We start from the raw sequence: 25,726 nt of genomic DNA on the forward strand, positions 1-25,726 counted from the left end.
ACCACGATAGGATATTTTTTTAGTTGGAAGTCCCTTATCTCAATCACGCCGTCGCTCTCAAAGAGCAATTACTGATCATTTACGATGCGATCGCTTCAAAAATGGCGATATTTGTTTTAACCTTCGTAAAATGGCAAAACGGCAGCTTTAGTGGAAAAAGTGATGGTGCCTTTGTCTCTCACTTGCAAGTTCATTACGAGGCGTAAAACAGAGCAGCCAGATGAGAGTTTTGACAATGCATCGGCTTACAATACTTCTCGGATAAAGCATTTTTAACTCAGAATCAGGTTTGGGGAAAAGGGTAAAGGGTAAGGGTTAAAGGTTTTTTCTTTCCCTTTTTCCCCTTAACCGAGAAGTATTGCCCCATGCCCTACTCCCCACTCCCCTCTTTAGTAATTTGAGCTTTTGCCTGTTGCCATAACTTTTCTAATTCATCCAAACTGTAATCAGAAAGGGGGCGATCAACAACTGCCTCCATTTTTTCTAATCGCTGGACAAATCGTTGATTTGTACCTTGCAAAGCGGCGCTGGGGTCAAGATTATGCCAACGGGCTAGCTGAATCACTGCAAACAATAAATCGCCTAATTCTGCTTGTTGTCGTTCTGGTGTTTCTTCAGCTAAAGCTTGTTGAAACTCTCCCAACTCTTCATGAAACTTATCCCAGACACCCTGAATATTTTCCCATTCAAATCCGATCGCCGCAGCCTTTTGGGAAATCTTCATCGCTGCCGTCAGTGGGGGAAGGGTGCGCCCATAACGAGCAAGTTTCGCACTAAGTTTTTGTGCCTCTGAAGATGTTTCGCCTTTCTCCGCAGCCTTAATCTGTTCCCAATTTTGCCGCACCTCATCCACACTTGCCACCGACACATCACCAAACACATGGGGATGACGGCGAATCAACTTTTGGGAAATCCCCTGAGTTATTTCTTTGAGAGAAAATTGCCCAGATTCGCTAGCAATTTGGGCTTGCAATACCACCTGTAATAATAAATCGCCTAACTCTTCTGCGATCGCACCCTTATCCCCACTTTTAATTGCATCCACCACCTCATAAGCTTCCTCAATCACATAAGGCGTGAGGGTTTCAGGAGTTTGAGCCAAATCCCAAGGACAACCACCATCAGGCGATCGCAATTTTGCCACCACCTCAATTAATTCCTGCAACGCCGCCAAAGTATCAACATTGTCATTTGTCATTTGTCATTTGTCCTTTGTCGTTCTTCCGTTGCTCTTTCTGCTAACTGTAGCTCGACGACTACCGCGACTTGTAACTTTCCGCTTTTTAATTTTGCCACTAGGAAGCAACCCTCGAATGCCCTGTTTTTGAAAGCGCTTGTATGCCGAACCGCCCCAATCGCTCAGAGAATGACTCATTGCACCGAGTTCTAAACCCAAGAAAAGGGCGATATATTCAGTATCGTATTGTAGGAGCGATCGCCCCACAGTTCCCCCTAAATCTTGCCAAGTAAAACTAAGATTCCATAACCTTTCGGCAACTGCTAAAACGAAAATTGCCAAAATAGCAAGCAAACACCCCAGATAAAGTATTCGTAGAATTGTGCCAATAATCGGCCCGTGGGATAAAAACGAACGATGGCGTAAACTTTTTTGATAAGGTAGCCAAATCCAGCGCAAGAAACCCCAGCGTTGAAATTGCACAGAGTAGATATCCAAATCGGGGCCAAACATCAGCCCACCAAAGAGAAACCCGCCTGCAACTAACAAAGTCGCATTACTACTGCGAGTTTGCCAGAAAGTAACGCCCGCCACGAACGGCAGAGCATACATAGTAATGCGATCGTGCGTCCGACCAGAGGGCATCCTAAATCCTGTTAGCGATAGCGGGGCGTTGAGCCAGTGTTGAGTAACTGAATACTGAGTCAGTATAAGAGAAAAAAAGATTTTCTTGAAACTACTAGCGCAATGCGAAATGTTTTGCTATATTAGTTAAGGATTAGTCAAACGGGCGGTTAGCTCAGTTGGTAGAGCGCCTGCCTTACAAGCAGGATGTCATCAGTTCGAGTCTGGTACTGCCCATACTTAAAAAGCCGCCACTTGGCGGCTTTTTAATTGGAACCATAACTTTGCCGTCACGATTTACGGTAATATTAATATCCTAAATCACCTGAAATTACCCGCAATCACAGAGTAATTTTAGCTCAGGTTTAGCACATGAAACTGACGATTGAGATCATAAACCAACGGCTCAAAGCGGCCAAGGTTGGCGTGAAGGTGGAAGCTAGGGGCGATCGCTTGTCTTTGCGGGCCACTCTCCCGCCCAAACCAGGGAGTAGCAAGACCAAACCATATCAGCAGTATCTTGCCTTGGGCATTTACGCCAATCCCGCAGGACTCCAACGGGCGGAGGCAGAAGCCAAAATTGTCGGCGGGCTATTAGCGCGGGGTGAGTTTGATTGGAATAGATATCTTATAAATGAGCAGGAATTGGGCATTGGGGATTGGGCAGAGTGGGTAGAAAAGCTACGCAATCACTACTTTGCTCAAAAAGGCGACACGCCCAATGCACAATTCACCTGGAAAAATGACTATGAAGCGGCCTTCAAAAATTTGAAGGGAGAAGTTGCCAGCACCTCACTTATAGCAGCCGCTACTTCTACTACTGCTAACAGTCGCTCTAGGAAACGGACTTGTGAAAAATTACAGCTTTTAGCCGAACTTGCTGGAATAAAAGTAGACCTCAAGCCTTACATTGGCAACTATGGCAATTCCCAAACTAAGCCGCGCCAGATACCCACTGACGATGAGATAATTCAGGTGCGATCGCTCTTTCTCAATTCCCCTTCCTGGCTTTGGGCATATAGCGTAATGGCAACTTATGGACTGCGCGATCATGAGATATTTTTTTGTAAAATATCGTCCATACCACCCCACGTCTGCCATGTGATTGAAGGAAAGACAGGGGAGCGAATCTGTTACCCATTGCATCCAGACTGGGCGGCAGAGTGGCAACTTTGGGAAATTAAAAAGCCAAACTGCACAGGGAAAATGTATCGAGATTACGGGCAACGAGTAAGTCGAACATTCGATCGCAAAGATGTCCCGTTTTTGCCCTACGACCTCCGCCACGCTTATTGTATTAGGGGAAGCGTGAGGTACAAAGTACCAGTAGCAACAATGGCATCATGGGCGGGGCACAGCCCTGTAGTTCATTACCAAACATATAATCGTTGGATTTCAGAAGTGGAACACGCAAAAGTGTTTGAGGATTTGCAGAGTCGCCCGGTTTGATGGTGAAATACCGTAGTTCTTGAAAAATTTTTCAAGAACTACCGCTTAGAGCTTTTAAACCATTTTTGCTCACCACGTCGTACAAAGTTTGACCGGAATCTGTTACTGCATAAGGCAGAAATACTTCTTCTCCTCAACGGTTGCATCTAATGTTTTGAACAATATTCCGTCCCGCATTCCTCGTCCATGTAATCATGGGCGGGGTTAGGGACGGGCAGGGTCTACAAATAAGATTTTCATTAAAAAGTCGCCTTCGCTAAATCTCGCATTTCTTGAATAACTGCATCGTACTTGTTGGCAGCGATCGCCGTTGTCGAATCATATCCAAATTTGAAAAGAGCTCGTCTTACATCCTCATCAATAAGATGAAGCTCATTGCGTGCGATCGCCCACAGTCTTTTGGCTTGAGCTTCTGTGATTGTTTGGGCGGGAATTACCTTAAGGCTATCCTCGTGTGGCGCTCTTGTAGTTTTAGTAGATGCAACATGAGCAGTCTTCATTTGGATTTTATACTGCTCAGATAAAAGTCGAACTTGTCCACACGCCGCATCATCCAACTCACTCATCCGCTCCCAGAGATAACGAATAGTGAAAACTTGATCATCTAGATATCGCCCTACTCCCCACGCCTCAGCCGTATTTTTCAGAGATTCAGCCGCTAATCTATCGGCTGCACTACCCCGGCTCATTTCCTTACCACTATTACTAGTGACGCTAATCGGGACAGACGCGATCGCTTCTTTTCTCACCCCCAATATTGTGATACCACATCGGCAGATAGCATCATTGCCTAAATATTGAATTTCCGAATAATCAGATATCCACTCTGGGGCAACTTCATCCAATCGCTCACGGATAGTTTGCCACTTCAAAAATACCCACTTTTTGCCGCCCCCAGGTAACTCTCTAAATTCATGCACTTTTGCGGGGAAAGGCTTTTTAAGTTCGGCTTGAATCCGACGTAATTCTTCTCTGATAGATTCTGTAATCATGTTTTTTCAAGCTTTTACAGTGTTTAATTTGGGCTGAAGCTACTTAGCTTCAGCCCTAAGTTGCTTACCCTCTAATATCAATCACAATCACGGTGTCTGCCTCCACGGTTGCATTGATTTTCAATGAATGGCAGTGAAGCTCTTTGAACCTTACAGAAGGGCATTCTCTACGTCCTTTGCCGCGACTTCCAGGAGCATCACAGCTATCAGTTTCTAAAATGCTTGGCGTAATAGGTAGCAAAGAGATAGATGGGCAGAATCTACGTCCCTTACCACGACCACCTGTTGTAGGTTCGCCGTCACAGCCATCAGTTTGATAAACTCTTGTTCCTGTACCATTTTGGGAATCAGGATGACCATTATCGGGTGGGATAAATACACTGGCGGCGCATACAGGCAACAGGGAAGAAACTGAAAAAGCAACGGTAGTAATTGCGGGAAATAGTGTATATTTCATTATGTTCATCTCGTAAGGGTGGATAGGGCGATCGCTGTTTCTTTGCGGGAGGAGCGATCGCTTTAAAAGGTGGTCAACTGCATTCAGCAGTCGGCTAAGGCTAGGCTACTCGACAAATAATCTGAAACTCACCGACAACATCATCGTTATCCATTAGATAAAATTGTCGATCCAGCAAAGTCTTGATGGTTGCCTGACGCACTTCAACGCCTGCATTGTAGGCAACGAAACTATTTTTTTCGTAAGAATACAAAATTAGATTTTTCCGGTCTTCTTCAAACGCCACTTGCTCTACCAGACTGGGTTTCAAGAAATTCTCTACAGCTATCTGGTGCTTACACTTTGTCCCTCGATGACGACAATCAGCGCACTCACAACGCTGATTAACTTCGCTCGTGTTGGGGCAAACGATGTAGTGATTTCCATTAAGAGAGTTAACAACTACAAATTCATCGCCACAATGTTCGATTACCTCAATGGTTTTGGCGCGTTCGGTGCGTTCCAATAATCTCTCTTCTTGAACTCTGGCAGCAGCCACCAACGACCCAACAACAGCTAAGTCATAATCAGCAAAGACGGTATCAGTAAGATTGGATTTGTATTCACTCCCTTCAAGAGTGATGCGAACCAATACACCATTTACCATCGCCTCCCATTTGCCGTTTGCTACCTTCTCAAATGCGACAGCTTCATCCTCTTGGGCAAAAGCTTGGAGTGATTGGCGCAAGTCAACAACCGCTTCCTGTGGCGTGGCGAATGTATCAAGGCTCATAGAGTGAGTCCAGAAGCAATCCCAGCCCATTCTGGCTTCACCCATCACCGTATTATGAGCATCAAGCACGTCCCACACGACCGCGTACTCGCTATTTACTTGGGCGCAACGGAGCAAGAAACCACCAATAAAATGAGTGTCGTTTACTTGGGGCAGGTTGGCGGGTTGTTCAACTTCTAGTTCCGCTTGGGCAACTACTTGGGGTTGTGCTGCAAGAATATCTGTGATGCAATCTTCCTTTGAGCGGCGGTGAGGGATAGATAGGCGATCGCATATCTCGTAGAGTTCACCTCTTGAAAAATTTTTCAGGAGGTCGCGTGTGTAAATTGGATGAGTCATAATTAAATTAACTTGGCCTTGATAGGGTTAGGTTTCCAACAAAGGCGATCGCTCAACTTTCCACGGATGGCGGTCGTCTTTTGTTTTGTCTATATCCAGAATATCAACTCAGAGTACAATTGCCAACTCAGAGTACAAAATTTTTTTGAAATTCGGTACTGACGATACCAGGGCAAAGGTCAAAAGGTTCTATGTTTAAGACCTTGCACAGCGTAAGCAAGATAGAGGTTGACACGGAAGACGCATCACCAGTTTCGAGCTTTCTAATATATTCTTGGGAACAATCAACGCCTAAAAGCTCCATTTCTGAGGCTATTTTGCGTCTAGCGGTTTTGCCACGCGCATTTTTGAGTCGTTCACCACATTCTTTATTCCAGGCAATGAGAACCACCCAGTTAAGGTGAACCATAATTAGTTTGACTAATTTTTCTGCCTTAATATTTGCACTATCACTTGACATTTGGCAAGATTAATTGTGTACTGTAAGTAAGATAAATTTACTTCAGGAGACAACATATCTAACAATGTTGCCGACATTTTCATGTCTGGGTAATTAGTGTTCGACATAGGCAAGAGAAATAAGCACCAACTGGGTATAGCTCAAAGCAACTTGCTAGGTAAAGCCCCAGTGCAGGAGATACTCTTTGTTATTGAATATTACGACTGCGGCGGTGAGGGATAGATAGGCGATCGCACTCTGCTCTAAGCTTGCTTATGGAAAATTTTTCAAGTTGTTCTTTGGAATGAATTGGTTGTACCATGTTTTTTACCTGATGTTGTTATTAAGGTTCCAAAGGGCGATTCGCGCAAGTTTACGAGGCTGGGGTGATCGCCTTTTTGGTTGGCTTCCGGTTTCCCTTCCGCTTCATATATCTAATGTATCCCAACTGTTTCCCAAATGTCAAGCAATTGGGAAACAGAATACCAAAGACTGGGAAACGGGTGCTATGCTTGATTTACAAGGTTAAAAGGATTGACATGGTAAGGGCAAAAAGCACACAAAGCAGCGAAAAAGATATTCGTCTGGCAGTACGAGCATCAAGCGGGTTTCAAATGCAATTTAAAGCCAAAGCTGAATCCGCAGGGCTAAACATCAGCGAAGCATTGCTAAAGCTGGCAGAAAAATTCGTGAAAGGCGAAATTTCTCTGGACGATGAGGAGAACAGTGATCGCATCAATAAATTAGAGCGAGAGATTGCTGAAATAAAGCAGCAATTGGAGAGTGTTAAGGAATTTCGCCAGGGGGAATTAACAGCCTCAATACAGAAATAAAAGTATTGAGGCAAAAATTACAAAAAATACTTTTGATCGCAAAGGAAGACCCGCCTCCACCGACTAGGTAAGGCGGGTTTGTTGTTTTACAAATTAATTGTATCCCTTTTGGGAAACAAGTGGTATTATCAAAAAAGCGATCGCAGTTAACGCGATCGCTCATAATCAACCTCTAATTCATTCCAAAAGCGTTTTTTTCAACCATGCTATTTCTTCATCTATATCTTCTAGGTCGATCTGAGAGAATTCTTGCTCTATTGGAGGTTGGAGTTCAAAAGCTTTAGCCTCGCTTGCCTCAAACGCTTTTTCCCAAATCTCCCAATTATCTTTAGGTTTTTCGATTTTTGAGATTAGCGATTTTACGTCGGGTGAAGTCGGAGATTTTATCGGACTACACAAAACTCGAACAGTCTGGTTTTGAAAATCATAGATGACATCAAACACCTTAAACTTACGCCAAGAGTTAGGTCTGCGCGTCTCATCTATTGGTAAAACGAGAGTTTCGCCAATTCGAGGCAACCACTTGCAGGTTGAAAATTCAGCCACCATTTTTGTAGAGCCATCGGCACTCCAGACAATGCGTAATTTGAATTCTTGAGGATTAGGTGTCAAAAAAGGTGCATTATTTTTCATCATCTTCCCCCACCAAAAACCAAGGAAAGAAGTCCGATGGCGAAATAACACAAAATAACCGAGCCAATAACGCCAAAAGCAATTTTCAGAGACAATTCTTGATTGAACTTAGCAAAGTCTTTCCTAAACTCGTTCACCTCTCGGCGCAAGGCTGCAAGCTCATCAAAAGCTGGGTTTGGTTTCTTTTCTGGATCAGTCATGGTTTTGGAATAGGAGACTATACCTAGCAATCCCAAAACCAACTCACGTCTAACCACTTGTTGGAAAAATTTTCATCAAGCTAACTTTTCAAAAACGGATGCTTTTTCATCCGTATTGGGAAAGTTACCTTTCCACAACTGCGATCGCCCAACTTGCCCAAAAGTGATCGCCCCCTGGCTCAGACATTGGACAAAGACATTACCTTTGTCCGATGTTTGCTGCCCAATAAAAAAGCGATCGCGTACCGGCCAATTTTGGGGCGATCGCACCAATCGGGAATCGCACTTGTCGTCAGCTTTTGTGATTCGCACCCACCCAAGCCAGAGGACTAAAAACGATGTGCTGCTGCCTCATTATCATTAGCCATTTGTGGCATAAATGCCCTGTGAGATGACTTCAGGCGCTGTTCCCCCTGCCTTGGATTAAAACAAATCATCGGAACTTGATTTTAGCTCCGATGATTTGACAAAACTTCACCAACCTCTTTATGGACAACGAAAAAATCATTGCTCAACTTGATAGATCATCCTTGCTCCACCTCTCTAGTTTTTTGATCCAAAGCTTAATGCATCCAAGCGATACTCTCGAAAGTATTGCCGACTTAGACAGAATACGATTAGAGCAAAGGTACTGAAAATTAGTTGAAGATTGCACGAAGCAGTTTATCCACAACGACTTCTAAGCTCGCCGTTATAGCGTTGCATGTCAGACTTGCTCATAGCTTTACTACCAACGCTTTTGAGTATTTCTTGCCCTGCTTGCTCGTAGCAGTTGCTGTTGCTGGAATTATCGGAAGATCCTCCAACGATTAACCAGTTGTTGAAAAATTTTTCACAAACGCCAACGGAAGTCCTCAAGCGCGGACATTTATTGACTACGCTTGAGGCGATGACTTAGATATCATCAATCAGCAACTTAATCAACCTTTTACGCTGCTCGATATCAAGCTTTCTAGCTACTTGCATCACCTCCTCTGCCACTTTTGGCGAGTAAATTTCTTTTGGATCGTCTCCATTAATTTGGGAAAACAACTCTTCTAAATTCATTCCGGCAGCTGTCGCAATTTTTTCTAAATTCTTGGCAGAAGGCATACCTTGCCCCTTCATCCAGTTTTGCACAGCACCAAGACTCACGCCCAAGTCCATCGCAAACTGGCTTTGCGATCGCTCCCCTCTTATTTTGATTACTATTTCTGCGAGGCGCTTTCTTGCTTGGTCGTCCATTAAGATTTGTCGAATTTCTAACCACATATAGTAATACACCTTTTGGCAGGCTCTTGAACTACGGACGGCACTTTACAAAGTCTTGTAGTATTATTACTATTAAATAAATAATTGGTGATCACCACTAAAGTATTGGTAACGACAGTAAAAAAATCCTTTGATGCCGCCCCAGAGGTGGCAAACGAATTGGTAGCGATCGCGCATGAAATGGGTATCCCCCAATCAGCTGTGATTGTGGTTGCCCTGGAAGCCTACTTCCTTGATTACTACCGTAAGAAACACGAAAAAATGCGGTTTAAAGCGCCAGTAGAAGTACCAAAACAGCTTCTGACTGCCTAGCGACTGGTGCATCTACTCATGCAAAACTATGGAACAATCAGGGGCTTACAAAATCACGGAAAGACTCATCCCCGAAAGCCAACTCAAGGCGATCGTCGAGGATATGGTCAAAGACACCCTAGCCCAAATGCTAGGGGTCAACGCCACTGCCCAACCGAGTCGGCAGTGGTATGACACCGACCCAGCATATTCTCTGCTAGGGCTTAACTCGGATGAGCAATTGCGGGTAATGGTGCGCGATGGAACCTTGCGCCTTGGGTACGAAGTGCGTGATGTGCGATCGCCCAATTCTCAAACCCCCCGATATCAATTTCACCTCGAAAAGTGTGAAGCAAGATTGTCTTTACCGCCTGAAAAGCGACAAATAAAAAAAGACAAAAAATCAGCGTAACTTTTAGCAGTTACGCCGAACAAAATTTCTTGTATTTTGTACTTAATAAGACTTAATCATGACACAAAAACTCGATAATTTCAAGTCATGCAATCCTTATCTCATTAGGATTCCGGCTTCTCTAAGTATTGACGAAATAGAAGTCTCAAAAGTTATATCAAGCTTCCAAGCTGATGGTATGATTCCTGACATCATCATCAGTGAAGATGGAGAACTGATTGAGGGAATTGATGCTTTAGAAGCAGCTAAAAGACTAGAACAACAGATGGTAATGGTGGTAATTGCATCATCAACAAAACCGCAAATAGATATCAAATGGATACCAATAGAATTACTTGATCCACATCCCATAAATTCTCAAATATACGGAGAATCCGAGGATGTAACCACTCTTGCTGAGTCAATCACAAAAAATGGATTGCAAGAAATATTTACCCTTAAGCCAGAAGAAAATGGCAGATACACAATCATTCACGGACATAGACGACGTTTGGCTTGCTTAAAGGCGGGGATTAAGGTGGTTCCGTCAAAGCTGAAAAATTTTTCAACAACTGAGGATGAACTCGCGGCATTACTCTCTGGTAATGAATATCGGGAAAAGACAATAGAGCAGAAAGTCAGGGAAGGGCTTCTGTGGGAAAAAATCGAGCAGGAGGAAGCTAAATTGCGCCAGGGGAGGGCAGGACAAGGCGTTGGAGCAACCCGCGACATCATCGCCAAACGTGTGGGGCTTGGCAGTGGGGTCAACTACGAACACGCTGTTGCAGCCCTCAAAGAGATGGATGGATCGAAAGATGCTCCTATTGGCTCAGTGCAGCATCATCGTCACCAGCAATTCAAGCAGTTATTGTCGAGGCCGCGGGGCGTTGATGCAGCGTACAAGCTAATCAAGGAATCCGCTCCTTTGGCTACTGCTGAAATAAACCACAAGCGGTGGACTCCTAAAGAATTTGAGCGAGTGAAAATCAAAGATGGCCCCTATAAGGGCCATCTTGCAACCGTGCGAGTGGTGACAGGTGCTTTTTCTGCTGTTTGCCACATCGATGGCACACCAGAAGATAAGCGATATCAGATAGCTTTCAACCAGATGGAAGCCATCCCTGAAGTTACAAAACCACCCACATCCGTGAAACAGGAATTGAATCAGAAACAGGAAGAATTGGGATTTGGAAGAGGAAAGCGATCGCAATTACTCCCTGAAGTTTCCCGCAATCAAGGGCCGCCAGTAGAGCAGCAGTCGGCAACAATCACCAACCTCAATACCACTGGTGATGTGTTGGCGTGTGAGGTGGCGATCGCACTCCTCAAACTCACTCCCAAGCAGATGTATGAGGTGATGTGCAAAGTGGAACCTGAACTGGATGCTTCTAGGTTGGAGGCTATCTGGAAAGCACTAGAAAAATCTTTGGCACACAAGGCGGCTTGACACTCTGCGTGTGCTTCAAAATACTTACCTAAACTTAAGCTTTAGCTTAAGAATAGAGATTTCTTCCCGTGTCCACCAAGGATGTCGGCATCTTCTTGTCAACGGGCGTAAATTTCGGTTAAGCCAACCGTATCTTGTCGAAAGGGGCATCCCTCAAGTTGATCGAGGCGTTCTCATCACGATCTCTAATATTGCCGCATCCTGCTTCACATACAAATACTCGTTCTGATAAGGGCATTGACTGAATATGACCACATTCGCAGCAGGTCTTAGAGCTAGGAAACCATCGGTCAACTAACTCAACCCTAGTCCCAAAAAATGGCTGCTTGTATGTGAGCATTCGCCTAAACTCATACAATCCGAGATTGGCGATCGCATTGGAGAGTTTATGATTAGCCATCATCTGGCTAATATTCAGATCCTCAATCCGAATCCGGTAGTAGTTGCGGCTAATATCGGTAGTGGTTTTTTGTAGAAAGTCTTGGCGAATATTAGCGAGGTGGGCGTGAGTTTTGGCTATCTCTTTAGACACGCAGATTCTCTAAGACTTAGCTTAAATCAGTTATCAGTTATCAGTTATCAGTCCTGAAAGCGTATGGTGGGGGATTTAGACCCGCCACCAACGCATTCCACCTCTTTGTGGGGGACTTAAACCCAGGGATAAATAGATCACTGATAACTGTTTACTGTTCACTGTTCACTGTTAAAAGGGATAGTCAAATATCCCCCTAGACGCTCAAAACAACTACCAGTACGAGAGATATTGCAATTGCGCTTACTTAGAATGCTTTCCGAGTTCATCACTTGCCAGTTCGGTGCGCTCCGTGCGGCCCCACCCGCAATAGCGACAAACACGAGAGGAAACCAATGAGTAACAGTTTAACAAATCTCGATCACAAAGACAATTCACTATCTTTTGAAATTGCATCTCGCCTTTACGATTCAGATGGAGATTTCCCAATCAGTTTTGAAATAGCGTGGCAATGGCTAGGCTATACCCGCAAGGATTCTGCCAAAAAGAAGCTGCTTAGAAACTTTGTTGAATCACAGGACTATACCCTCCGCCAAGTGGCGGAGTCGGCTCCAAATGGAGGTTTGACGCATTGCGAGGATATCTGGCTTTCAGTCAACTGCTTAAAAGAAATGGGTATGCTTGCGGGTACGAGTAAAGGTAAGGAAGTCCGCAGCTATTTTCTTCAATGCGAAGTTATAAGCAAACAATCGACTAAATTAATTCCGCAACTGCAACAACAGATTCAACAGTTGCAAGAGAATTTTGATCGACTGCAATCCCAAGTACAAAAAATACTCCCCCCATCATCTGATTTCATCCCGCCAGGATGGGATGCAAAAGTATGGGATTGTTTGCCACCACAAGACAAGCGCCACTTCAGGATTTTGTACCAAAACTTCAACTTTCATCCAGATGAACAGCCAGAATCATCATTACTTTCCGCAGATGCAAGGCTCCAACAAAAGCAAGAGATGGAGCGAATTATCGACAAGATAACGCCTGCTGAAATCTGGAGGATAGAGGATGCAAAACAAGAATTGCTACAACGATTCTGGGCGGAGGGAGGAGAATCATGAATAATTTTGCTTCTGCAATGCTGGGGCAGATTAGCACTCCAGTTAACATCCTCAAAGAATTCCTTGAGATTTTTAACCGTCGCCATAAGTGCAAAGCAGCAATACTTTCCTGGCTTGACGGCAAACACTACTACGGTATTGAGTGGGTAAGAACCACCTTTGAAGAACTTGGCAACATCTTAGGCTACTGCCGAGAAACAATCAGTAAGCACGTAAAAGAATTGGTAGCAGACAAATTAATTAAGGAACGACCAGCAGAACTTTTTCCGAAAGACACAGCCAATGTTTACAAATTAAATCCCAACTGGCTACCACCAATAGAATTTGATAAATCCGAATGGGCTGCTTTATCAAAACTGCTTGGCTTCTGGAAACATTTGGATATGCTGCCAAAAGTGCTGTTTTTTGAACGATGCGAAAAAATTGACATAGATAGGCCAATTAATGAGCCTATCAATGCGAATAATCCGCCAACATTAGAAACTAACTTAAAACTTTTTAAAAACAACAACACTGTTGTTGGCGAAAAAAATGTTGTGGTGGAAGAACCGGAGCCAGACTGGGAATCCATCGTTGCTGCAACCAATACTTGGGAGCAAAACCAGATTTCTCACTCCGTTGAAGACTTAGAAGAAATCTCTTCAACTAACGAGATAGACTCTAATGAGGATTTACTTCCCGCGCCGGAAATCAAGCCTACTTCAAATCAAAATAAGCCCACAAAGGATGAAATCAGGGAGACTTGCACCGAGTTGAAAAGGCTGCGGATTAATCCAGATCCATGCTTGGGGGTGATTAAGAAATATTGGGGGAATGTGGCAGGTGCGATCGCTCGTGTCAGGGAAGCTGTCGCCGAGGGTTGGTGCAGCAATCCTACGGGATTATTCATCAACAGTTGCAAGAGTGGGGCTAAGGGCAAAAATACAATGCCATCCGAACTGACCAATTGGCTTGATTGGGCTTACAAAAAAAGGTTGATTATAGGCTTTTATCAGGGATTGGTCTATACGTCAGGTGGGGGGGGAAATGATGGAAACGCTATACGGCTTGAGGAAATGATGCGACGCTACCCAATAGGAGAACCATGAAAGCCATCACAGTCAAAGGCCCGATCGCTTGGACAATATTCAATGCCAATTACACCACCCTCCTTGGTCGCATTATGGAACGCAAGTAAAACACGCGGACATAATTTGATTCATAAAGTTAGGTTTTTGATTGGCTAAAAACCTTGAAATTACGTTAACTTTTGGTCACGTTATGGGTTCTTGGCAACTTTTGGTGATGATGAAAGGTTACGCGCTTTAAGGCAGAAGGCAGGAGGCTCATTGATAGAGGTTGATTTTTGATGAAAAAGCCTAAATTTCGTGTAGGTGAAAGCGTGAAGAGTAGGCAGGGAAATTTTCACATAGTTGATCGCAAATACAATCCAGCCGTTGCCACTCATGCGATCAAGGTATACACAGACGGCAGCACCTCGGTTTCCCCGACTACCATAAGTGAGCATTGGACTTACAAACTTGACGACGGCAAAAGCTGGAGATATTCAGAAGGGGTTCTGGAGTCTCTGATTGCCTGTCCCAATTGCAAAACAATTGGGTGGGATTGGGTGAAAGGCTGTGATGAGTGTGGCTTGTCGCCAGAAGATGTGGAGGTTTAGATGAATATTTGTGCCCTTGGCTTGGAATGTCCAGATGAAACCGATAACTACGGTGAATGTATCAATTCAGAAGCCTGTCACCGATGGACAGAGGCTTGGGATTTATACGAGATTTTTATCCTGGGTGACTTGCCACCAATTTATTTGAATAACGGCAAGCGTGACGATTGGACAAGACCTGAATACGGCTTTGAACGGTTAAATAACTGCGATTTTTTACTCTATTACGCCGCCAAGTTCATTTCGTTTGAGAAATGGAAAGAGGCTTATTACAAACTAAATCGCAGGTATCCCGCTTACGTGAGAAAAGAGCATTTTGGTCAAGTTGAAGAGTTGAGAAAATTGCTGGATCAAGAATATGCTCAGTGCGGAATGACAGCAGAAGATATTCCTTTTTAACGGGACTTAAACAAAATAGAAGGAAAAAATAGAGTATAATGCTTTGCTAGCATAGCTTTTACGTTGAAGTAAGACCCAATGAAAGAAACAACTCCCGCAGCCATGCCCCCGTGTTTTGAAAAATGGTGTCATCGCTTTGATGAAGCGTTTACTCATAAAGCCCAAAAAAGAGGTTTTAGGCACTATTTAGGGGGATTATTGGGGGAAAGCGAGAGAAAAAACCTGTCTCAACTCGCTTTGAATGCGATAGGAGTTGAATACCATCAATTGCACCACTTTTTAACTGAAGCACCTTGGTCTGACTCCAAGATCAATGAACTTCGATTAGAGATTATGAACCAGTGTAGTCAAACCAGAATTAGTCGAGGATTTAGCTTAATAATTGATGATTCTGGTCACAGAAAAAGCGGTAATTTTACTGATGGAGTGGGAAGGCAGTACATTGGAGAAATCGGCAAAACAGATAATGGCATAGTAGTGGTAACAACTCATTTATATGATGGACGAAAAAGCTTGCCATTAGATATAGAGTTATATCAGCACGCGAATTCTTTACCAGAAGGTAAACAAGATTCAGAATTTGAGAAAAAAACTGAACTAGCAATTAAGTTAATAGACAGAACTATAGAACGGAAATATCAACCAGGAATTGTAATTATAGATGCTGGATATGGCAACAATACATCCTTTTTATTAGAGTTAGAAAAGAGACAATTAAAATACTTAGGAGGAGTAGCTAAAAATCGAAAAATAACTATTAATATATCAGAAAATATTCAACAAACAATTAGGATAGATGAATTAGCACAGAGCTTACCTAAAGAAGCTTTCACAGAAATCCAATTAAATTTGGATAAACCTAGAATAGTATGGGTAGTAACTAGAGAAATAGAGATATCACAACTGAAAGGAAAGCGAAATATTGCCATCGTCATGAACGCTTCGACTTTCTCTGAAGCCACTGATATTGATTATTTTATCACCAATGTTTCTACATCAACTGTCACACCAGAATGGATAGTTAATACCTATTCTCAAAGAAATTGGGTTGAAGTTTTTTATAGAGAAGCTAAGGGATGGCTGGGGCTAAAAGAATATCAAGTTCGGGATAAAAGAAGTCTACTTCGACATTTTATCTTGGTTTTCTGTGCCTATACTTTTATTCTTTGGCATCAAATGACAGGAGGGTTGAGACGCAGGTGGGCAAACAAACCTTTGAACACCTTTACTGAAGCATTGGAAGCCTTTAGAACAGCTATGTCTTATCGTTTTTTTGATTGGTTAACCCATAACCGTGACGTATTTGCCGCTTATAAAGCTAGTTTAGGCTACATTTGGGCTTAATTTTTGTTTAAGTCCCATTAAGAGTAAAGGAGGGTGAAAATGCCAATTGATTCCTACCAAAATAGGGAAATCGAAACAAGCTGGGAGCCAAAAGAAGGGTGGTACTACGAGGGACAGGTTGTTGAAAAGTTTTTCAGGAAGTCCAAAGTTCCAGATTTAAAGACAGATTGTGCTGAATTGAAGGTAGGCGATCGCGTTCGCATCTTAAAAACCAGAACTCAAAACCTCAGTCAGTGGATAGGTAAGACTGCCCTCATTACAGGTATTAACGACGAAACTATTAGCGTAGCGGCGGGCGAGGGTAAGGAGCAATTGCAGGCAAATAAAACTATTTCAGAAAAGTACTATAAAGGCTACCGGATAGAGTTTTTTGTTTTAGAGGATGGGGAGACAATTAAGTTCAAAATCTTCAACGAACAGTGGAAAATTTATAATTATTGGCACGAATACAAATCTCTAGAGGAGGCGGAATTAGGGGCTATTGAGTGGCTTGATAAGAATTATCCTGGCGTTAGGCGATCACCGCCTAGCGAGGACACAATTGAGCGAATGGGTCGGGCTGTCGGACTTCCAAGTAATGCTCATGCACGGGTCAATGTAAGCGAACCTTGGGATTCACCTCAAGAATGGTCAAGTGCTGGAGTGCGATGCTCTTACGAGAACGATCTAATTACCTGGGGTGATAGGCACTTCAAAATCAAGTCCAAAATCAAAGAAAAGTACCTCAACCCCCGCGTGCTGGTAGATTTCTTGAGAGATGATTGGCACGTTTTGCAATGCTTCTGTAAGCATCTAGTAAAATCATCTCAACCTGCTACAGAAAAAGAGATAATTGCTCATTTTAAGTGCAAGGCTAGTTTAGCGAAAAGTGCGATTAAATTGGGTGTGAATTTGGGGATTCTGGTAAAGCTTAAGGGCGGAAAATATGACATATCTAGCCAGCCATTGCTAGAGGAAATTAAGGCGAGTGTAGATCCTGAAAAATTTTTCAACAACCAAGAATTATGCTTACAACCGGACACATCTATTGTGGAGGCGGCGGCGATACAGAAGGAGCGATCGCCGCAGGATATCAGTCCCTCTGGGCAGTTGATAACGACCCAAGTGCAGCAAGTGTCTACAGAAAGCGATTCCCAAAAATCTTGCTCATTGAACAAGACATCCGTTCCATTGCAGACGACTTTATTCTTGGACTCCCAATACCAGATGTCACAATTTGGGGTTCACCTTGTCCAGACTTTTCCTTGGCTGGTAAGCGAACTGGACTTGCTGGAGTTCGCGGACAACTGTTTTTTGAAGGACTCAGATTTCTTCGACTCCAACGCCCAAGCGCATTTGTCTTTGAAAACGTTGACGGACTCCTTAGCGCAGACAAAGCAACTGCCTTCCCGCAAGTCATCGAAGCGTTTACAAGTCTGGGGTATCGCTGCACCTGGCAACTTAGGAATGGCAACAGGCACGTCCCCCAGAACCGAGAGCGGGTTTTCGTCGTGGGCTATCACGGCGGAGGTCAAGGCGACACAGCCAAAGGTAGGGAAGAAATCGTTGCAGGAAATATTTAACGGTGTAAATTCGGTAACGGGGGAAGAAATTGACAAAGCTTATACGCTACGAGCTTCCACACCCAAATTAGGAGTAGGCAACAAATCTCATCCCAATACTTTCGTTTCTATTCCTGTAAAAGTTTACGTTGATGGTGTAGAAGAAACTCAAGAATCTCCCGCCCTTTGTGCTGGTGGATGGCAACACCGCAGCCCTTTGCATCGAGACAAAAGAGGCGCATCATTCGCCGTGTTGTATCGTGCGGCTGATGGCGATCGCATTTACCACGAACAATCCCCATGCCTGCGAAGCCCCAATAATTGTGGCACGGGAGCTTATAAAATCCGCGAGTATCAAGGGGAGTCTTGCCTTGAACGTCCTATTAATGCGATCGAGGCAGAGCAATTAATGGGGTGGGAAGTTGGCTCGACCTCTACTGGTATTAATAAAGAAGGGGATGAGGTTTCTATTAGTCAAACGCAACGAATTAAAATTTTGGGAAATGGCATTATACCTGGAGAAATCACCGATATTTTGACCGCAATTAAGCCGATACTAGAGCGAAAACTAGAGTCTGAAGTGCCTGAAAATATGCGCTTTGCTTATCGGCAACTACGGCAACGGGGGGTGAGTCACCATGAGATACTCATGCTAATCCAGTAGTGATCGCCTGAATCTTAGTCTGTAAATTCTGGAACTCCGGCAGTAACCCTAATTCTTCAGGAGTGCCAGAGATAGTAGGCAAATCCTCTACTTTGTATAAATAGCCCGTAGAGGTATCACGCAACCCTTTCTTAAAAAAGAGTTCCAATGGCGCTGTTGCGATATCCCCGCTTGGTGTGTCAACTCCTTGATATCGCCAAAGCTGCACTGTTGGTTCTAATTCTAAAATCTTGGTTTGTACTTCAGAATTTAATAAGGTATTAAGTTTTACTTGAATAGATTGAAATTCAGTTAACAAATTTAAATCAATTATATTGCCTGAGATGAAAGGGTATAAGTCTTGGCGATCGTAAATGCTACCATCGTCCCCTACCAATACTTTTTGTAAGCAGATATCAATTTGGGTTTGTTCTGCTAATCCACTAAAAACCTCACCTTGATAACGCCAAATCCTGATTCGCCTACTCAACCCTTCGAGCATTGTTTCATCTTCTGATAAAGCATTTGCTGCATAGCTAATAATTAGAGGCTGTAATTTCAAAATAATTGATTGAAATTCTGGAACTAAATTAAGATTTTGTACACTTTGAGTTATTGGATTCCAGTTAATATCTGATTGATAAATTTCATCATTAGAATCAACCCAGATAGTTTTTATAAATATTCTTAAATCACTGTCTGATATATCAAAGTTTACAGGATCGCCATCAAAACGCCAAAATACAGATTTTTTAGTTAATTCAACAATTCGACTTGTCATTTTAAAAATAATGCTTATTGAATATTATGCCAATTAGTCGCATCGGACATGTAAGTTTTAGATGACTGTATGCCAATGCTGCCTCCATTTACCACAGGAGTAACTGTTACGCTAGCTAATACATTTGTATCAGATCGATAAATAGTAATTATTGCTCCATCACCTGCTGTAGCAGCTGCTAAAAGCGTAATTGTTCGGCTCCCACCACTGGCATCAACAAATAAAACCTCGTCTGTAGCTGTTGTTGCAGCGTTAGCTGCCACACTACGACGCGCTTTTTTCCTACCTGCTGTTGTTAATATTTTTCCAACACTTAGATTACCTGCAATTATTTGGGTAACAGCATTGTTATTGAAATTTACATTTCCGGCTATTATGTGAGTAGTAATTCCACTTAGATTTAAAGTTCCGGCTATTGCACAAGTAGAAGAAGTAACAGCGCAATTTATACTCCCATAAATGAAGTGAGTAACGTTGCTAGTGGGAAGATTTAAAATACCATTTAAGGTATGTGTTGACGAACCTATTCCTGCATTAATAGCCCCACCAATACCTAATCCCCCTCCAATTACTACCGCACCATTGGTTATACTACTTGAGGTAGTTGTATTCGTGAAAGTTTTAATGCCAGAAATATTTTGATTACCACTAGTTTGTACAAGCGTGCTAACGTCAGGAATAGTTTGGAAACTTCCACTCATTAGGAATACCTCACAGTCACAGAATGTTCACTCGCTGTAGCGGCTGTGTAAGTAGCAGCAGTAGTACTAATTCCCCAAGCTACGCCATTAGTTAGTATTGTCGAATCAATTCCAGCGCCTCCAAGAATATCTTGCCCAATTAACAGAAATCCGTTATTCCCATAAACAGGAAAATAAGTAATTGGCACATCATTTGTAGTAGGTACAGAAGCTTTATTAAATATTTGGAAATAGCGGATTGAGGCGTTAGCATTTGTGCAAGTAAAAGCATAAAAGCTACCGGCACTTGTTTTTAAATTTGCTCCATTACTAGCCAAATATGGAACTAAAGTACCAGGGGGCATCAAGCGATCGCGTACTATCCCAATCAATAAAAGCAGGCTAGTGAATTGCCCAAGTAATCTTCTGAATAAAGAAGCAAAACTTGCAACGGCGGTATCGCTAGCAGCAGCAGTGTCACTTGTCGAACCAAAACTTGTGATGAACACCCCATCATTTGCCAATGTGACAGGGGTAGAGTTAGCTGCATTATTTGCACCTAGTAGCGGGGTTTTATTATCAATTGAAGTTAGGGTTGGGCCGCTAACGGTAACTGCGCCGGTAATTTTGAGGGCATCACCAACAACTGTAAGAATAGGTACGCGATCGCTAATTAGTTTCCAAATTGCTGATAACCACCCGATCCATCCCACACCACCTGTAGGCATTGCAGCCCCGGTTATTGGCGTTCCGATCGCATTGCTAAGATTGGAAAGATTAGCAGCATCCGTAATTCCTAAGTTTGCCGTTACAGCCCAACTCCCAACTTGCCTAGAGCCAATATTTTCATTAGCCCTTTCAATGTTTGCGGGTGTTGGGGTAGAACTTAAAATAGTGCCAGCAGTTAAATTAAGCCAAATAAAGGTTGCACTAGGTGAGTTTGTGTTATTGACATCAAGTACAGCAATTCTTGAAAGTAAATCGCCAACTGAATACCCAGTACCGCCTGTAATAACATCGTAGAAATCAGTTATTGTATCCTTGTCAACACTTGCTAGTGGTCTTAATCCTGCTCCTGGTGTTGCAGAATTGCCAGAAGGATCTGTAAAAGTTACGGTTATTGCTCCCGTTCCTTCGTTTATTAGATCGCGCCTTACGTAAAAAGCTCCCGAATTGTCTGTCCAGACTGTGCTTGCTAGGTTTATTTGAGCGAGTAGGGCAGCTTTTACTTGTTGCAAAGTCAGGTCGGTGGCTGCCCCATTTGGTAAAGGAAGTGCGGTAGCTGATACTGGTTGAGTTACGCCACTGCCATCAGTTGGTAGCCGACCATTTACTAATGCAGCTGGTAAGCGATCGCGTATCGCTGTTTCCAGTTGAATCTGAGTTGCCTGGTTAGTAGCAGAGGCATCGCCACTAGTTCCACTCCCGCCAAAAGAGTTGATGACGTTGCCGTTCGCATCAACGATGTTAGTTTTCTGGTACGGCGTTTCTTGATACGTCATTGCGTTTGGCTTTTTGGGTTGGTTCTACTGCGGGTGTGGCTGGAGAGAGCACTTCCACCAATGGAGACACGACGGGGGAAATTGTGACTGGTGCTTCTGTCCAGCCAGCCCTAATCCATCCCGGTGCATCAATGGCGGCAATTTCCCGCGATCGCTTGCCATCAGGGCTGTAAAGAGTGACTGGTTGGCTCATGATGTAAGGAAAGCTCCGTAATTGAGGTTTCCAGGTGTGCCTAGCTTTGTTGCCTTAGCACGGGTGTAGATGATGTTTGGATAAGAAGCATTAGGTAAATTTTTCTCTACCCATTCGCCACTCAAAGGAACTTGAAATCGTCCAGCAACACCAGTAGGGGTAACAGTGCCGACAGGGACGAAAGTTACATTGTCTGCTGAGGCTTCGATGGTGATTACCCACTGTGCAGTTGAGGCTACGTATCCAGTGTGAGCAGCAACATCAACGACTGCCTTGTAGTAACGAAGTTCGGCAGGGTTGACGCTGGTGATAGCAGTCTCTGCGGTGGTTGCAGCAATAGCCAAAGCAGTTGTAAAATCACGCAAAATCAAGCTTCCATCAAGCAAGATAGCGCGACGATTGGCAATGGTTGAACGAGCCATATTTTTAATCCTGAAAAATTTTTCAACAAGCGGAAAATTACGAAATGGGTGGGGCATTGGTAATGCCGTACAACCGAGCAGCAGCGCGACCGTGATAACAGGCGATCGCTGTATACCAATCAACGCGAGTGCGGAACACAGGCTTGGTTTCGAGTTCCCCCAAGTCACGAGAGCTAACGCCATACGCGCCATCTACAGCGCCTTGAATGCCATTGAGCATCATTTCTTTGAAGCAGACACAATAAATCGATTGGCATTGAGTGCTAGATGTACCATCAGGACTTGTTTCGGTAAAGTCCATGATGGTGTTGCCGTTGTTGTCGTAGTCGGCGATCAAGATGGGCAATCCGTTGTAGGACATTACCCGGTTGCCGAATTCATCCTGAGAAAAATCAACGTCACCCGAAACAGTACGGTTTCTAATTGCTTGGTTGAGTTTGCGTCGCGCAGACTTACCCATGATCAAGTGCGTGGGCGTGTCTACTTGGTCGATTAGTGCATCAAGCTTTTCTAGAGAAAGGGGCCCACCGGCATCGTTGTTGGAGATTAATTGGCTCCCAGTTAAGCGCACTTGCAGCCCATCAAAACCACGCGGATCGATGCTGGAGTCGCCTTTAATAAAGTTGTAAGTCCAACTGAGTGCAAGGGCTTTAACTTTCATCATTTCATGCACAGAGCGGACTTGTTCGCCTTGCATATCAATGATGGCGCGGTCAACGTCTAAGTCGCCGCCAAAAATCTTGAGTGCCTCAGACTGAGGATTGACCACACCGACCGATTCTTTGTAGGCTTCGTTGATGCCGCGAAAGCCCACGCCAGGAAGTTTATCTTCACGATTGTAGTGCTTGCCAGTTCCGGCGACATTTTCAAAAGGGATGGCGCGGAGGATGTCGGAAGAAGCTGCGTATTCTTCAATAATTGTTGCAGTTGCAATGGAGGGAGCAAGTTTCGCTGCCTCCAGAAGAGTCATTACCATGATTGCGTGATGCCTAAATTAATGGTGTCTCGTTCAACAAAGGCATCACGCCTCTATTTCATTAAATAAAGCTGACTCACTCAGCTTTAATCTATCTAGTTACTACTTAATTCCTAGTTCCCTAGCTTTAGCTATGCGCTCACTTCGAGGCAATGCCATAATTTGTTCTCGTAGCATTGCGCCGTTTTGCGTTCCATGCTGACTTCGCGTCATTCCCGAACCTGCGCCATTGCCAATGGGTTCAAACAGTGAAGCCGTGGGCCCACCGGAACGTAACTTGAGCATGAGATCGTCAACAGTTAAACTCACGCCCTTGGTATCTTTGAGGGGTGTTTTGTCTCTGGGGTCGATGATGGTGATTTTTCCAGAATCATCAAGGACGATATAGTTGATAGCGCGATCGCGTATCAAATCAAAATACGTGTAGCCATCATCGTCCTTTCCAGATTTGCCCCCGGTGGCATAGAAAGATTTCTCCAGAGCATTGACAATCTGGTTTTGTTTTAAGGTTTCTTGCAGCTGTTGAACTTGCTGCATTAAAGTTGCTTCCTTGGCAGTCCAGCGCTCTTTAAGCTCAGAGAAATTGCGCTGTTCTTCCAGTTTGCGTTCTTCGTAAGTCTGGGCTAATTTTTCTAATTCTTGATATTTATTGGGGTCAATACCCTTGATTTTTTCTAAGTCTGTCGAAAGTTCCGTAACCTTGGTTTCTAATTCTTTAGCCTTAGCAGCTGCTGCATCTCGCTCTTTGCGGGTAGCTTGAGCTGTGTTGAGGATTTTTGTAATTTCCTCGTCAGAATATTGTTTGGTTTCAGTGCTTGGGAGAGTTGAATCTAATTCGGTAACCATTTGTCAAGCATCACGCTTTACGTCGTCAGCAGAATTCCCAAGGCAACTCTCAAGGCATCAACTGGAACGCAAATCAATGCTAGATATTTTCGTATTTGCCAGATAAGCAATAAATATGACGATCGCTTGACCCCAGCAATTAACCACAAAGAAGCATTGAGATTAATGGCATGTGTTAACTCATCTTCAATAATGGGTGCCAACTTTTCTTGCACTTCTGGAGGCACGAACCTCACAAGCTGCTGATAAAAGCAATGCTGAAAATCTTCAAGAGCGCACATAAAAGCTATGCGATTCTCCCAATTGTAAGAGTTAGCGGTGCGAAAGCCGAAAAATATTTTGGCTGATAAATAGCGAGTACTCATCCCATCAACTTGATAAGATTCATTGCTGGAATCCCATTCTACGAACGACCAACTAAACGCTTGTTTTTCCTCACGCTTCATCAGCCCCGCACCAGACATATTTAATTTAGAGCCAGTAAGCTTACAGAATACTTGGGCGTGATTGTACTCAGAAAGCGCTTGTTCTTTTAAATTTTCGTCAAGCCTCCCATAGTGACCTGGAAGGTTTCGGGCTTCAAGATAACAACGCCAGCAAAAGAAAAATACACCAATCTCTAACTTTTTTAGTAACGATAAATAATTAGGGAATAGAGTAATTATTCTTGCCAAAATTAGAGCAATTAAATTATCTATTATCATCGTGTGTACAGACGCGACGAGTAGCGTCTCCCCTTTTAGCGAGAGGTGCAAATATTAGATGTAGTGGCACAATGATAATGAAAACTGCGATTGCACAGAAGCACGAAATTACCCTCCGGGTTCGCCAGTCCAACGTCAGTCGCTCCTGGGGGAAACCCCCATGACCGCGCTGACTCCTCTTTGTTGAGACAACAAGACCCTTTCTCTGGCTCACTACTTCTAAAATTTTAATCATTATGAATACCCCAACAAAGTAATTACATTGCCATTGATTACAAAACAAACCCCATCCAAGTAATTACTCTTGGCTGGATTTTTAGCAAATATCGTAATCCACCGATAAGTTGAATTAATAGTAATAGTGAGATTGCCTCCGCCCTCTGAGAGTTGAGCAATGGGCGTCGATTCTCTACCCGTCATCGAAGTATTGGGTTCTTGACTCCAGCGATAAACGGCGATCGCACTACTATCGACTTGAATATTAATTTCAAATCCAATCTGAATTATCAGCTTTAGATTTGTTTGTGGTGCATAAAATTGAAACGCTTTCCCGCTTCCACCGCCTGCTGTAGTACAGCCAGAAGTGCAAATAATTTGTCCTCCAAAGCTAGCACCGCCCCCAGCACCACCGTTTTTATGCCATCTACCGTTTCCTGGATTGTCGTTAGGGAGCAACACTAAATCGTTATCATCTTTTGCAGTTGAGGCTGCGAGGAAAGTATACCAAGCCGGGTTGCCAGTAGCGTCAGATTGAGCTTGGCGCGTATAACCATCGGTGCGCTGATTGGGAGCGAGGGCTTTTATAGCCGCAATATTTGCGATCGCATATCCAGTTTGAATCGTCATTTTTACCTTGGCATGGCATCAATTATGGGTATTCCCCCAATTGGTGCTACTAGGCTTACTTGGTCGCCAATCGCAAATACACCATTAGATATCGCCCTGGCTGAAAATATTTGTCCTGCGGTATTTTTTACTTTATACTGCCCCAAGTCAGCATCGTAATTGAGGATTTTTACACTGTTTTCGAGGATGCGCGAGCTTGCCTTTTGGGCGGAGACTAATTTTGATTGATAGATGCTTCGATTAGTAGAAGCAAGCGATCGTAGTATTGATATTTCATCCATTGTGGTTAATTCTAAGATTATCA

General features: G+C 43.6%; 34 protein-coding genes and 1 tRNA gene. 14 read left to right on the plus strand and 21 right to left on the minus strand.

Annotated elements, in window-relative coordinates:
• Positions 1 to 23 precede the first annotated feature (23 nt).
• Complete coding sequence (locus CDC33_RS37825; protein ID WP_146195818.1) at positions 24 to 206, plus strand: hypothetical protein; 183 nt, start codon at positions 24 to 26, stop codon at positions 204 to 206.
• Between the two features lie 164 nt (positions 207 to 370).
• On the opposite strand, the gene mazG is transcribed toward CDC33_RS37825, so the two are convergent.
• Positions 371 to 1,198, minus strand: a complete 828-nt coding sequence (mazG, locus tag CDC33_RS15630) for a nucleoside triphosphate pyrophosphohydrolase (RefSeq protein ID WP_109009226.1) — start codon at positions 1,196 to 1,198, stop codon at positions 371 to 373.
• Positions 1,199 to 1,201: 3 nt separating this feature from the next.
• Complete coding sequence (locus CDC33_RS15635; protein ID WP_109009227.1) at positions 1,202 to 1,822, minus strand: metal-binding protein; 621 nt, start codon at positions 1,820 to 1,822, stop codon at positions 1,202 to 1,204.
• 143 nt (positions 1,823 to 1,965) lie between these two features.
• Here CDC33_RS15635 and CDC33_RS15640 point away from each other — a divergent pair.
• Both CDC33_RS15640 and CDC33_RS15645 read left to right on the plus strand, forming a co-directional pair.
• Positions 1,966 to 2,038, plus strand: a tRNA-Val gene (locus tag CDC33_RS15640).
• 135 nt (positions 2,039 to 2,173) lie between these two features.
• Positions 2,174 to 3,250, plus strand: a complete 1,077-nt coding sequence (locus CDC33_RS15645) for a site-specific integrase (RefSeq protein WP_109009228.1) — start codon at positions 2,174 to 2,176, stop codon at positions 3,248 to 3,250.
• 239 nt (positions 3,251 to 3,489) lie between these two features.
• On the opposite strand, the gene CDC33_RS15650 is transcribed toward CDC33_RS15645, so the two are convergent.
• From CDC33_RS15650 to CDC33_RS15665, 4 genes are all read right to left on the minus strand, one after another.
• The gene (locus tag CDC33_RS15650; protein WP_109009229.1) at positions 3,490 to 4,242 is read right to left on the minus strand and encodes a Rad52/Rad22 family DNA repair protein; all 753 of its coding nucleotides are present in this window, start codon (positions 4,240 to 4,242) and stop codon (positions 3,490 to 3,492) included.
• A 64-nt stretch (positions 4,243 to 4,306) separates the two neighbouring features.
• Positions 4,307 to 4,699, minus strand: coding sequence for a hypothetical protein (locus tag CDC33_RS15655; protein WP_146195819.1), 393 nt, complete (start codon positions 4,697 to 4,699; stop codon positions 4,307 to 4,309).
• Between the two features lie 100 nt (positions 4,700 to 4,799).
• Positions 4,800 to 5,810 carry a hypothetical protein gene (locus CDC33_RS15660; protein WP_109009231.1) on the minus strand — a complete coding sequence of 337 codons (1,011 nt, stop codon included), beginning with the start codon at positions 5,808 to 5,810 and terminating at the stop codon, positions 4,800 to 4,802.
• Positions 5,811 to 5,937: 127 nt separating this feature from the next.
• Complete coding sequence (locus tag CDC33_RS15665; protein ID WP_109009232.1) at positions 5,938 to 6,270, minus strand: helix-turn-helix domain-containing protein; 333 nt, start codon at positions 6,268 to 6,270, stop codon at positions 5,938 to 5,940.
• Positions 6,271 to 6,788: 518 nt separating this feature from the next.
• Here CDC33_RS15665 and CDC33_RS15675 point away from each other — a divergent pair.
• Complete coding sequence (locus CDC33_RS15675) at positions 6,789 to 7,082, plus strand: hypothetical protein (protein ID WP_146195820.1); 294 nt, start codon at positions 6,789 to 6,791, stop codon at positions 7,080 to 7,082.
• Positions 7,083 to 7,259: 177 nt separating this feature from the next.
• On the opposite strand, the gene CDC33_RS15680 is transcribed toward CDC33_RS15675, so the two are convergent.
• The 4 genes from CDC33_RS15680 to CDC33_RS15695 all read right to left on the minus strand — a co-directional run bounded on the left by CDC33_RS15680 (position 7,260) and on the right by CDC33_RS15695 (position 9,166).
• Entirely contained in the window at positions 7,260 to 7,718 is a 459-nt protein-coding gene (locus CDC33_RS15680; protein ID WP_146195821.1) for a hypothetical protein, read from the minus strand.
• A complete protein-coding gene (locus tag CDC33_RS15685) occupies positions 7,715 to 7,915 on the minus strand; it encodes a hypothetical protein (RefSeq protein ID WP_109009236.1) in 201 nt (66 codons plus the stop codon). Before CDC33_RS15685 ends, CDC33_RS15680 begins: the two co-directional genes overlap by 4 nt.
• A gap of 75 nt (positions 7,916 to 7,990) precedes the next feature.
• A complete protein-coding gene (locus CDC33_RS15690; RefSeq protein ID WP_109009237.1) occupies positions 7,991 to 8,227 on the minus strand; it encodes a hypothetical protein in 237 nt (78 codons plus the stop codon).
• A gap of 582 nt (positions 8,228 to 8,809) precedes the next feature.
• Complete coding sequence (locus tag CDC33_RS15695) at positions 8,810 to 9,166, minus strand: helix-turn-helix domain-containing protein (protein WP_109009238.1); 357 nt, start codon at positions 9,164 to 9,166, stop codon at positions 8,810 to 8,812.
• Between the two features lie 87 nt (positions 9,167 to 9,253).
• Between CDC33_RS15695 and CDC33_RS15700 the strand changes: the two genes are divergently transcribed.
• The 3 genes from CDC33_RS15700 to CDC33_RS15710 are packed head-to-tail and all read left to right on the plus strand — an operon-like array spanning position 9,254 to position 11,295.
• Positions 9,254 to 9,478 (plus strand): hypothetical protein, encoded by a 225-nt coding sequence (locus CDC33_RS15700; RefSeq protein ID WP_109009239.1) that lies wholly within the window; start codon positions 9,254 to 9,256, stop codon positions 9,476 to 9,478.
• A gap of 28 nt (positions 9,479 to 9,506) precedes the next feature.
• Complete coding sequence (locus tag CDC33_RS15705; protein ID WP_109009240.1) at positions 9,507 to 9,869, plus strand: hypothetical protein; 363 nt, start codon at positions 9,507 to 9,509, stop codon at positions 9,867 to 9,869.
• Positions 9,870 to 9,927: 58 nt separating this feature from the next.
• A complete protein-coding gene (locus CDC33_RS15710; RefSeq protein WP_109009241.1) occupies positions 9,928 to 11,295 on the plus strand; it encodes a ParB/RepB/Spo0J family partition protein in 1,368 nt (455 codons plus the stop codon).
• Between the two features lie 118 nt (positions 11,296 to 11,413).
• On the opposite strand, the gene CDC33_RS15715 is transcribed toward CDC33_RS15710, so the two are convergent.
• Positions 11,414 to 11,827, minus strand: a complete 414-nt coding sequence (locus CDC33_RS15715; protein WP_181374027.1) for an RNA-guided endonuclease InsQ/TnpB family protein — start codon at positions 11,825 to 11,827, stop codon at positions 11,414 to 11,416.
• A 335-nt stretch (positions 11,828 to 12,162) separates the two neighbouring features.
• Here CDC33_RS15715 and CDC33_RS15720 point away from each other — a divergent pair, with 335 nt between their 5' ends.
• The 7 genes from CDC33_RS15720 to CDC33_RS41680 all read left to right on the plus strand — a co-directional run bounded on the left by CDC33_RS15720 (position 12,163) and on the right by CDC33_RS41680 (position 18,493).
• On the plus strand, positions 12,163 to 12,885 hold the full coding sequence (locus CDC33_RS15720) for a hypothetical protein (protein ID WP_109009243.1): 723 nt from the start codon (positions 12,163 to 12,165) through the stop codon (positions 12,883 to 12,885).
• The gene (locus tag CDC33_RS15725; protein WP_109009244.1) at positions 12,882 to 13,973 is read left to right on the plus strand and encodes a helix-turn-helix domain-containing protein; all 1,092 of its coding nucleotides are present in this window, start codon (positions 12,882 to 12,884) and stop codon (positions 13,971 to 13,973) included. Before CDC33_RS15720 ends, CDC33_RS15725 begins: the two co-directional genes overlap by 4 nt.
• 260 nt (positions 13,974 to 14,233) lie before the next feature.
• Positions 14,234 to 14,545: a hypothetical protein gene (locus tag CDC33_RS15730; RefSeq protein WP_109009245.1), complete on the plus strand. Its 312-nt coding sequence runs from the start codon at positions 14,234 to 14,236 to the stop codon at positions 14,543 to 14,545.
• Complete coding sequence (locus tag CDC33_RS15735) at positions 14,546 to 14,944, plus strand: hypothetical protein (RefSeq protein WP_109009246.1); 399 nt, start codon at positions 14,546 to 14,548, stop codon at positions 14,942 to 14,944. It begins immediately after the preceding gene.
• Positions 14,945 to 15,022: 78 nt separating this feature from the next.
• Entirely contained in the window at positions 15,023 to 16,288 is a 1,266-nt protein-coding gene (locus CDC33_RS15740) for an IS701 family transposase (protein WP_109009247.1), read from the plus strand.
• Between the two features lie 1,004 nt (positions 16,289 to 17,292).
• Complete coding sequence (locus CDC33_RS41675; protein WP_109009248.1) at positions 17,293 to 17,850, plus strand: DNA cytosine methyltransferase; 558 nt, start codon at positions 17,293 to 17,295, stop codon at positions 17,848 to 17,850.
• A complete protein-coding gene (locus CDC33_RS41680) occupies positions 17,834 to 18,493 on the plus strand; it encodes a hypothetical protein (RefSeq protein ID WP_109009249.1) in 660 nt (219 codons plus the stop codon). Before CDC33_RS41675 ends, CDC33_RS41680 begins: the two co-directional genes overlap by 17 nt.
• Here the strand turns inward: CDC33_RS41680 and CDC33_RS15755 are convergent.
• The 10 genes from CDC33_RS15755 to CDC33_RS15805 form a co-directional block, all read right to left on the minus strand.
• Positions 18,477 to 19,253, minus strand: coding sequence for a hypothetical protein (locus CDC33_RS15755; protein WP_109009250.1), 777 nt, complete (start codon positions 19,251 to 19,253; stop codon positions 18,477 to 18,479). The genes CDC33_RS41680 and CDC33_RS15755 overlap by 17 nt on opposite strands.
• Before the next feature lie 14 nt (positions 19,254 to 19,267).
• Positions 19,268 to 19,954: a hypothetical protein gene (locus tag CDC33_RS15760; RefSeq protein ID WP_109009251.1), complete on the minus strand. Its 687-nt coding sequence runs from the start codon at positions 19,952 to 19,954 to the stop codon at positions 19,268 to 19,270.
• The gene (locus CDC33_RS15765) at positions 19,954 to 21,435 is read right to left on the minus strand and encodes a hypothetical protein (protein ID WP_109009252.1); all 1,482 of its coding nucleotides are present in this window, start codon (positions 21,433 to 21,435) and stop codon (positions 19,954 to 19,956) included. The genes CDC33_RS15760 and CDC33_RS15765 overlap by 1 nt, the downstream gene beginning before the upstream one ends.
• Positions 21,401 to 21,628, minus strand: coding sequence for a hypothetical protein (locus CDC33_RS15770; protein WP_109009253.1), 228 nt, complete (start codon positions 21,626 to 21,628; stop codon positions 21,401 to 21,403). Before CDC33_RS15770 ends, CDC33_RS15765 begins: the two co-directional genes overlap by 35 nt.
• Positions 21,625 to 22,050 carry a hypothetical protein gene (locus CDC33_RS15775; RefSeq protein WP_109009254.1) on the minus strand — a complete coding sequence of 142 codons (426 nt, stop codon included), beginning with the start codon at positions 22,048 to 22,050 and terminating at the stop codon, positions 21,625 to 21,627. Before CDC33_RS15775 ends, CDC33_RS15770 begins: the two co-directional genes overlap by 4 nt.
• Positions 22,051 to 22,087: 37 nt before the next feature.
• Positions 22,088 to 23,020: a major capsid protein gene (locus CDC33_RS15780; protein WP_146195822.1), complete on the minus strand. Its 933-nt coding sequence runs from the start codon at positions 23,018 to 23,020 to the stop codon at positions 22,088 to 22,090.
• 108 nt (positions 23,021 to 23,128) lie between these two features.
• Positions 23,129 to 23,872 carry a hypothetical protein gene (locus CDC33_RS15785; RefSeq protein WP_109009256.1) on the minus strand — a complete coding sequence of 248 codons (744 nt, stop codon included), beginning with the start codon at positions 23,870 to 23,872 and terminating at the stop codon, positions 23,129 to 23,131.
• Positions 23,873 to 23,889: 17 nt separating this feature from the next.
• Positions 23,890 to 24,576, minus strand: coding sequence for a hypothetical protein (locus tag CDC33_RS15790; protein ID WP_109009257.1), 687 nt, complete (start codon positions 24,574 to 24,576; stop codon positions 23,890 to 23,892).
• 234 nt (positions 24,577 to 24,810) lie between these two features.
• Positions 24,811 to 25,422: a hypothetical protein gene (locus tag CDC33_RS15800; RefSeq protein ID WP_109009259.1), complete on the minus strand. Its 612-nt coding sequence runs from the start codon at positions 25,420 to 25,422 to the stop codon at positions 24,811 to 24,813.
• 2 nt (positions 25,423 to 25,424) lie between these two features.
• The gene (locus CDC33_RS15805; protein WP_109009260.1) at positions 25,425 to 25,703 is read right to left on the minus strand and encodes a hypothetical protein; all 279 of its coding nucleotides are present in this window, start codon (positions 25,701 to 25,703) and stop codon (positions 25,425 to 25,427) included.
• Positions 25,704 to 25,726: the final 23 nt, after the last annotated feature.

Source organism: Nostoc commune NIES-4072, assembly GCF_003113895.1.
GTDB classification, from domain to species: Bacteria; Cyanobacteriota; Cyanobacteriia; order Cyanobacteriales; family Nostocaceae; genus Nostoc; species Nostoc commune.

Bases quoted from the DNA above. Each gene is read 5' to 3' on its own strand.
- mazG (WP_109009226.1), bottom strand. From the start codon at position 1,198: ATGACAAATGACAATGTTGATACTTTGGCGGCGTTGCAGGAATTAATT.
- CDC33_RS15635 (WP_109009227.1), bottom strand. From the start codon at position 1,822: ATGCCCTCTGGTCGGACGCACGATCGCATTACTATGTATGCTCTGCCG.
- CDC33_RS15645 (WP_109009228.1), top strand. From the start codon at position 2,174: ATGAAACTGACGATTGAGATCATAAACCAACGGCTCAAAGCGGCCAAG.
- CDC33_RS15650 (WP_109009229.1), bottom strand. From the start codon at position 4,242: ATGATTACAGAATCTATCAGAGAAGAATTACGTCGGATTCAAGCCGAA.
- CDC33_RS15655 (WP_146195819.1), bottom strand. From the start codon at position 4,699: ATGAAATATACACTATTTCCCGCAATTACTACCGTTGCTTTTTCAGTT.
- CDC33_RS15660 (WP_109009231.1), bottom strand. From the start codon at position 5,810: ATGACTCATCCAATTTACACACGCGACCTCCTGAAAAATTTTTCAAGA.
- CDC33_RS15665 (WP_109009232.1), bottom strand. From the start codon at position 6,270: ATGTCAAGTGATAGTGCAAATATTAAGGCAGAAAAATTAGTCAAACTA.
- CDC33_RS15675 (WP_146195820.1), top strand. From the start codon at position 6,789: ATGGTAAGGGCAAAAAGCACACAAAGCAGCGAAAAAGATATTCGTCTG.
- CDC33_RS15680 (WP_146195821.1), bottom strand. From the start codon at position 7,718: ATGATGAAAAATAATGCACCTTTTTTGACACCTAATCCTCAAGAATTC.
- CDC33_RS15685 (WP_109009236.1), bottom strand. From the start codon at position 7,915: ATGACTGATCCAGAAAAGAAACCAAACCCAGCTTTTGATGAGCTTGCA.
- CDC33_RS15695 (WP_109009238.1), bottom strand. From the start codon at position 9,166: ATGTGGTTAGAAATTCGACAAATCTTAATGGACGACCAAGCAAGAAAG.
- CDC33_RS15705 (WP_109009240.1), top strand. From the start codon at position 9,507: ATGGAACAATCAGGGGCTTACAAAATCACGGAAAGACTCATCCCCGAA.
- CDC33_RS15710 (WP_109009241.1), top strand. From the start codon at position 9,928: ATGACACAAAAACTCGATAATTTCAAGTCATGCAATCCTTATCTCATT.
- CDC33_RS15720 (WP_109009243.1), top strand. From the start codon at position 12,163: ATGAGTAACAGTTTAACAAATCTCGATCACAAAGACAATTCACTATCT.
- CDC33_RS15725 (WP_109009244.1), top strand. From the start codon at position 12,882: ATGAATAATTTTGCTTCTGCAATGCTGGGGCAGATTAGCACTCCAGTT.
- CDC33_RS15730 (WP_109009245.1), top strand. From the start codon at position 14,234: ATGAAAAAGCCTAAATTTCGTGTAGGTGAAAGCGTGAAGAGTAGGCAG.
- CDC33_RS15735 (WP_109009246.1), top strand. From the start codon at position 14,546: ATGAATATTTGTGCCCTTGGCTTGGAATGTCCAGATGAAACCGATAAC.
- CDC33_RS15740 (WP_109009247.1), top strand. From the start codon at position 15,023: ATGAAAGAAACAACTCCCGCAGCCATGCCCCCGTGTTTTGAAAAATGG.
- CDC33_RS41675 (WP_109009248.1), top strand. From the start codon at position 17,293: ATGCTTACAACCGGACACATCTATTGTGGAGGCGGCGGCGATACAGAA.
- CDC33_RS15755 (WP_109009250.1), bottom strand. From the start codon at position 19,253: ATGACAAGTCGAATTGTTGAATTAACTAAAAAATCTGTATTTTGGCGT.
- CDC33_RS15760 (WP_109009251.1), bottom strand. From the start codon at position 19,954: ATGAGTGGAAGTTTCCAAACTATTCCTGACGTTAGCACGCTTGTACAA.
- CDC33_RS15765 (WP_109009252.1), bottom strand. From the start codon at position 21,435: ATGACGTATCAAGAAACGCCGTACCAGAAAACTAACATCGTTGATGCG.
- CDC33_RS15770 (WP_109009253.1), bottom strand. From the start codon at position 21,628: ATGAGCCAACCAGTCACTCTTTACAGCCCTGATGGCAAGCGATCGCGG.
- CDC33_RS15775 (WP_109009254.1), bottom strand. From the start codon at position 22,050: ATGGCTCGTTCAACCATTGCCAATCGTCGCGCTATCTTGCTTGATGGA.
- CDC33_RS15780 (WP_146195822.1), bottom strand. From the start codon at position 23,020: ATGACTCTTCTGGAGGCAGCGAAACTTGCTCCCTCCATTGCAACTGCA.
- CDC33_RS15785 (WP_109009256.1), bottom strand. From the start codon at position 23,872: ATGGTTACCGAATTAGATTCAACTCTCCCAAGCACTGAAACCAAACAA.
- CDC33_RS15790 (WP_109009257.1), bottom strand. From the start codon at position 24,576: ATGATAATAGATAATTTAATTGCTCTAATTTTGGCAAGAATAATTACT.
- CDC33_RS15800 (WP_109009259.1), bottom strand. From the start codon at position 25,422: ATGACGATTCAAACTGGATATGCGATCGCAAATATTGCGGCTATAAAA.
- CDC33_RS15805 (WP_109009260.1), bottom strand. From the start codon at position 25,703: ATGGATGAAATATCAATACTACGATCGCTTGCTTCTACTAATCGAAGC.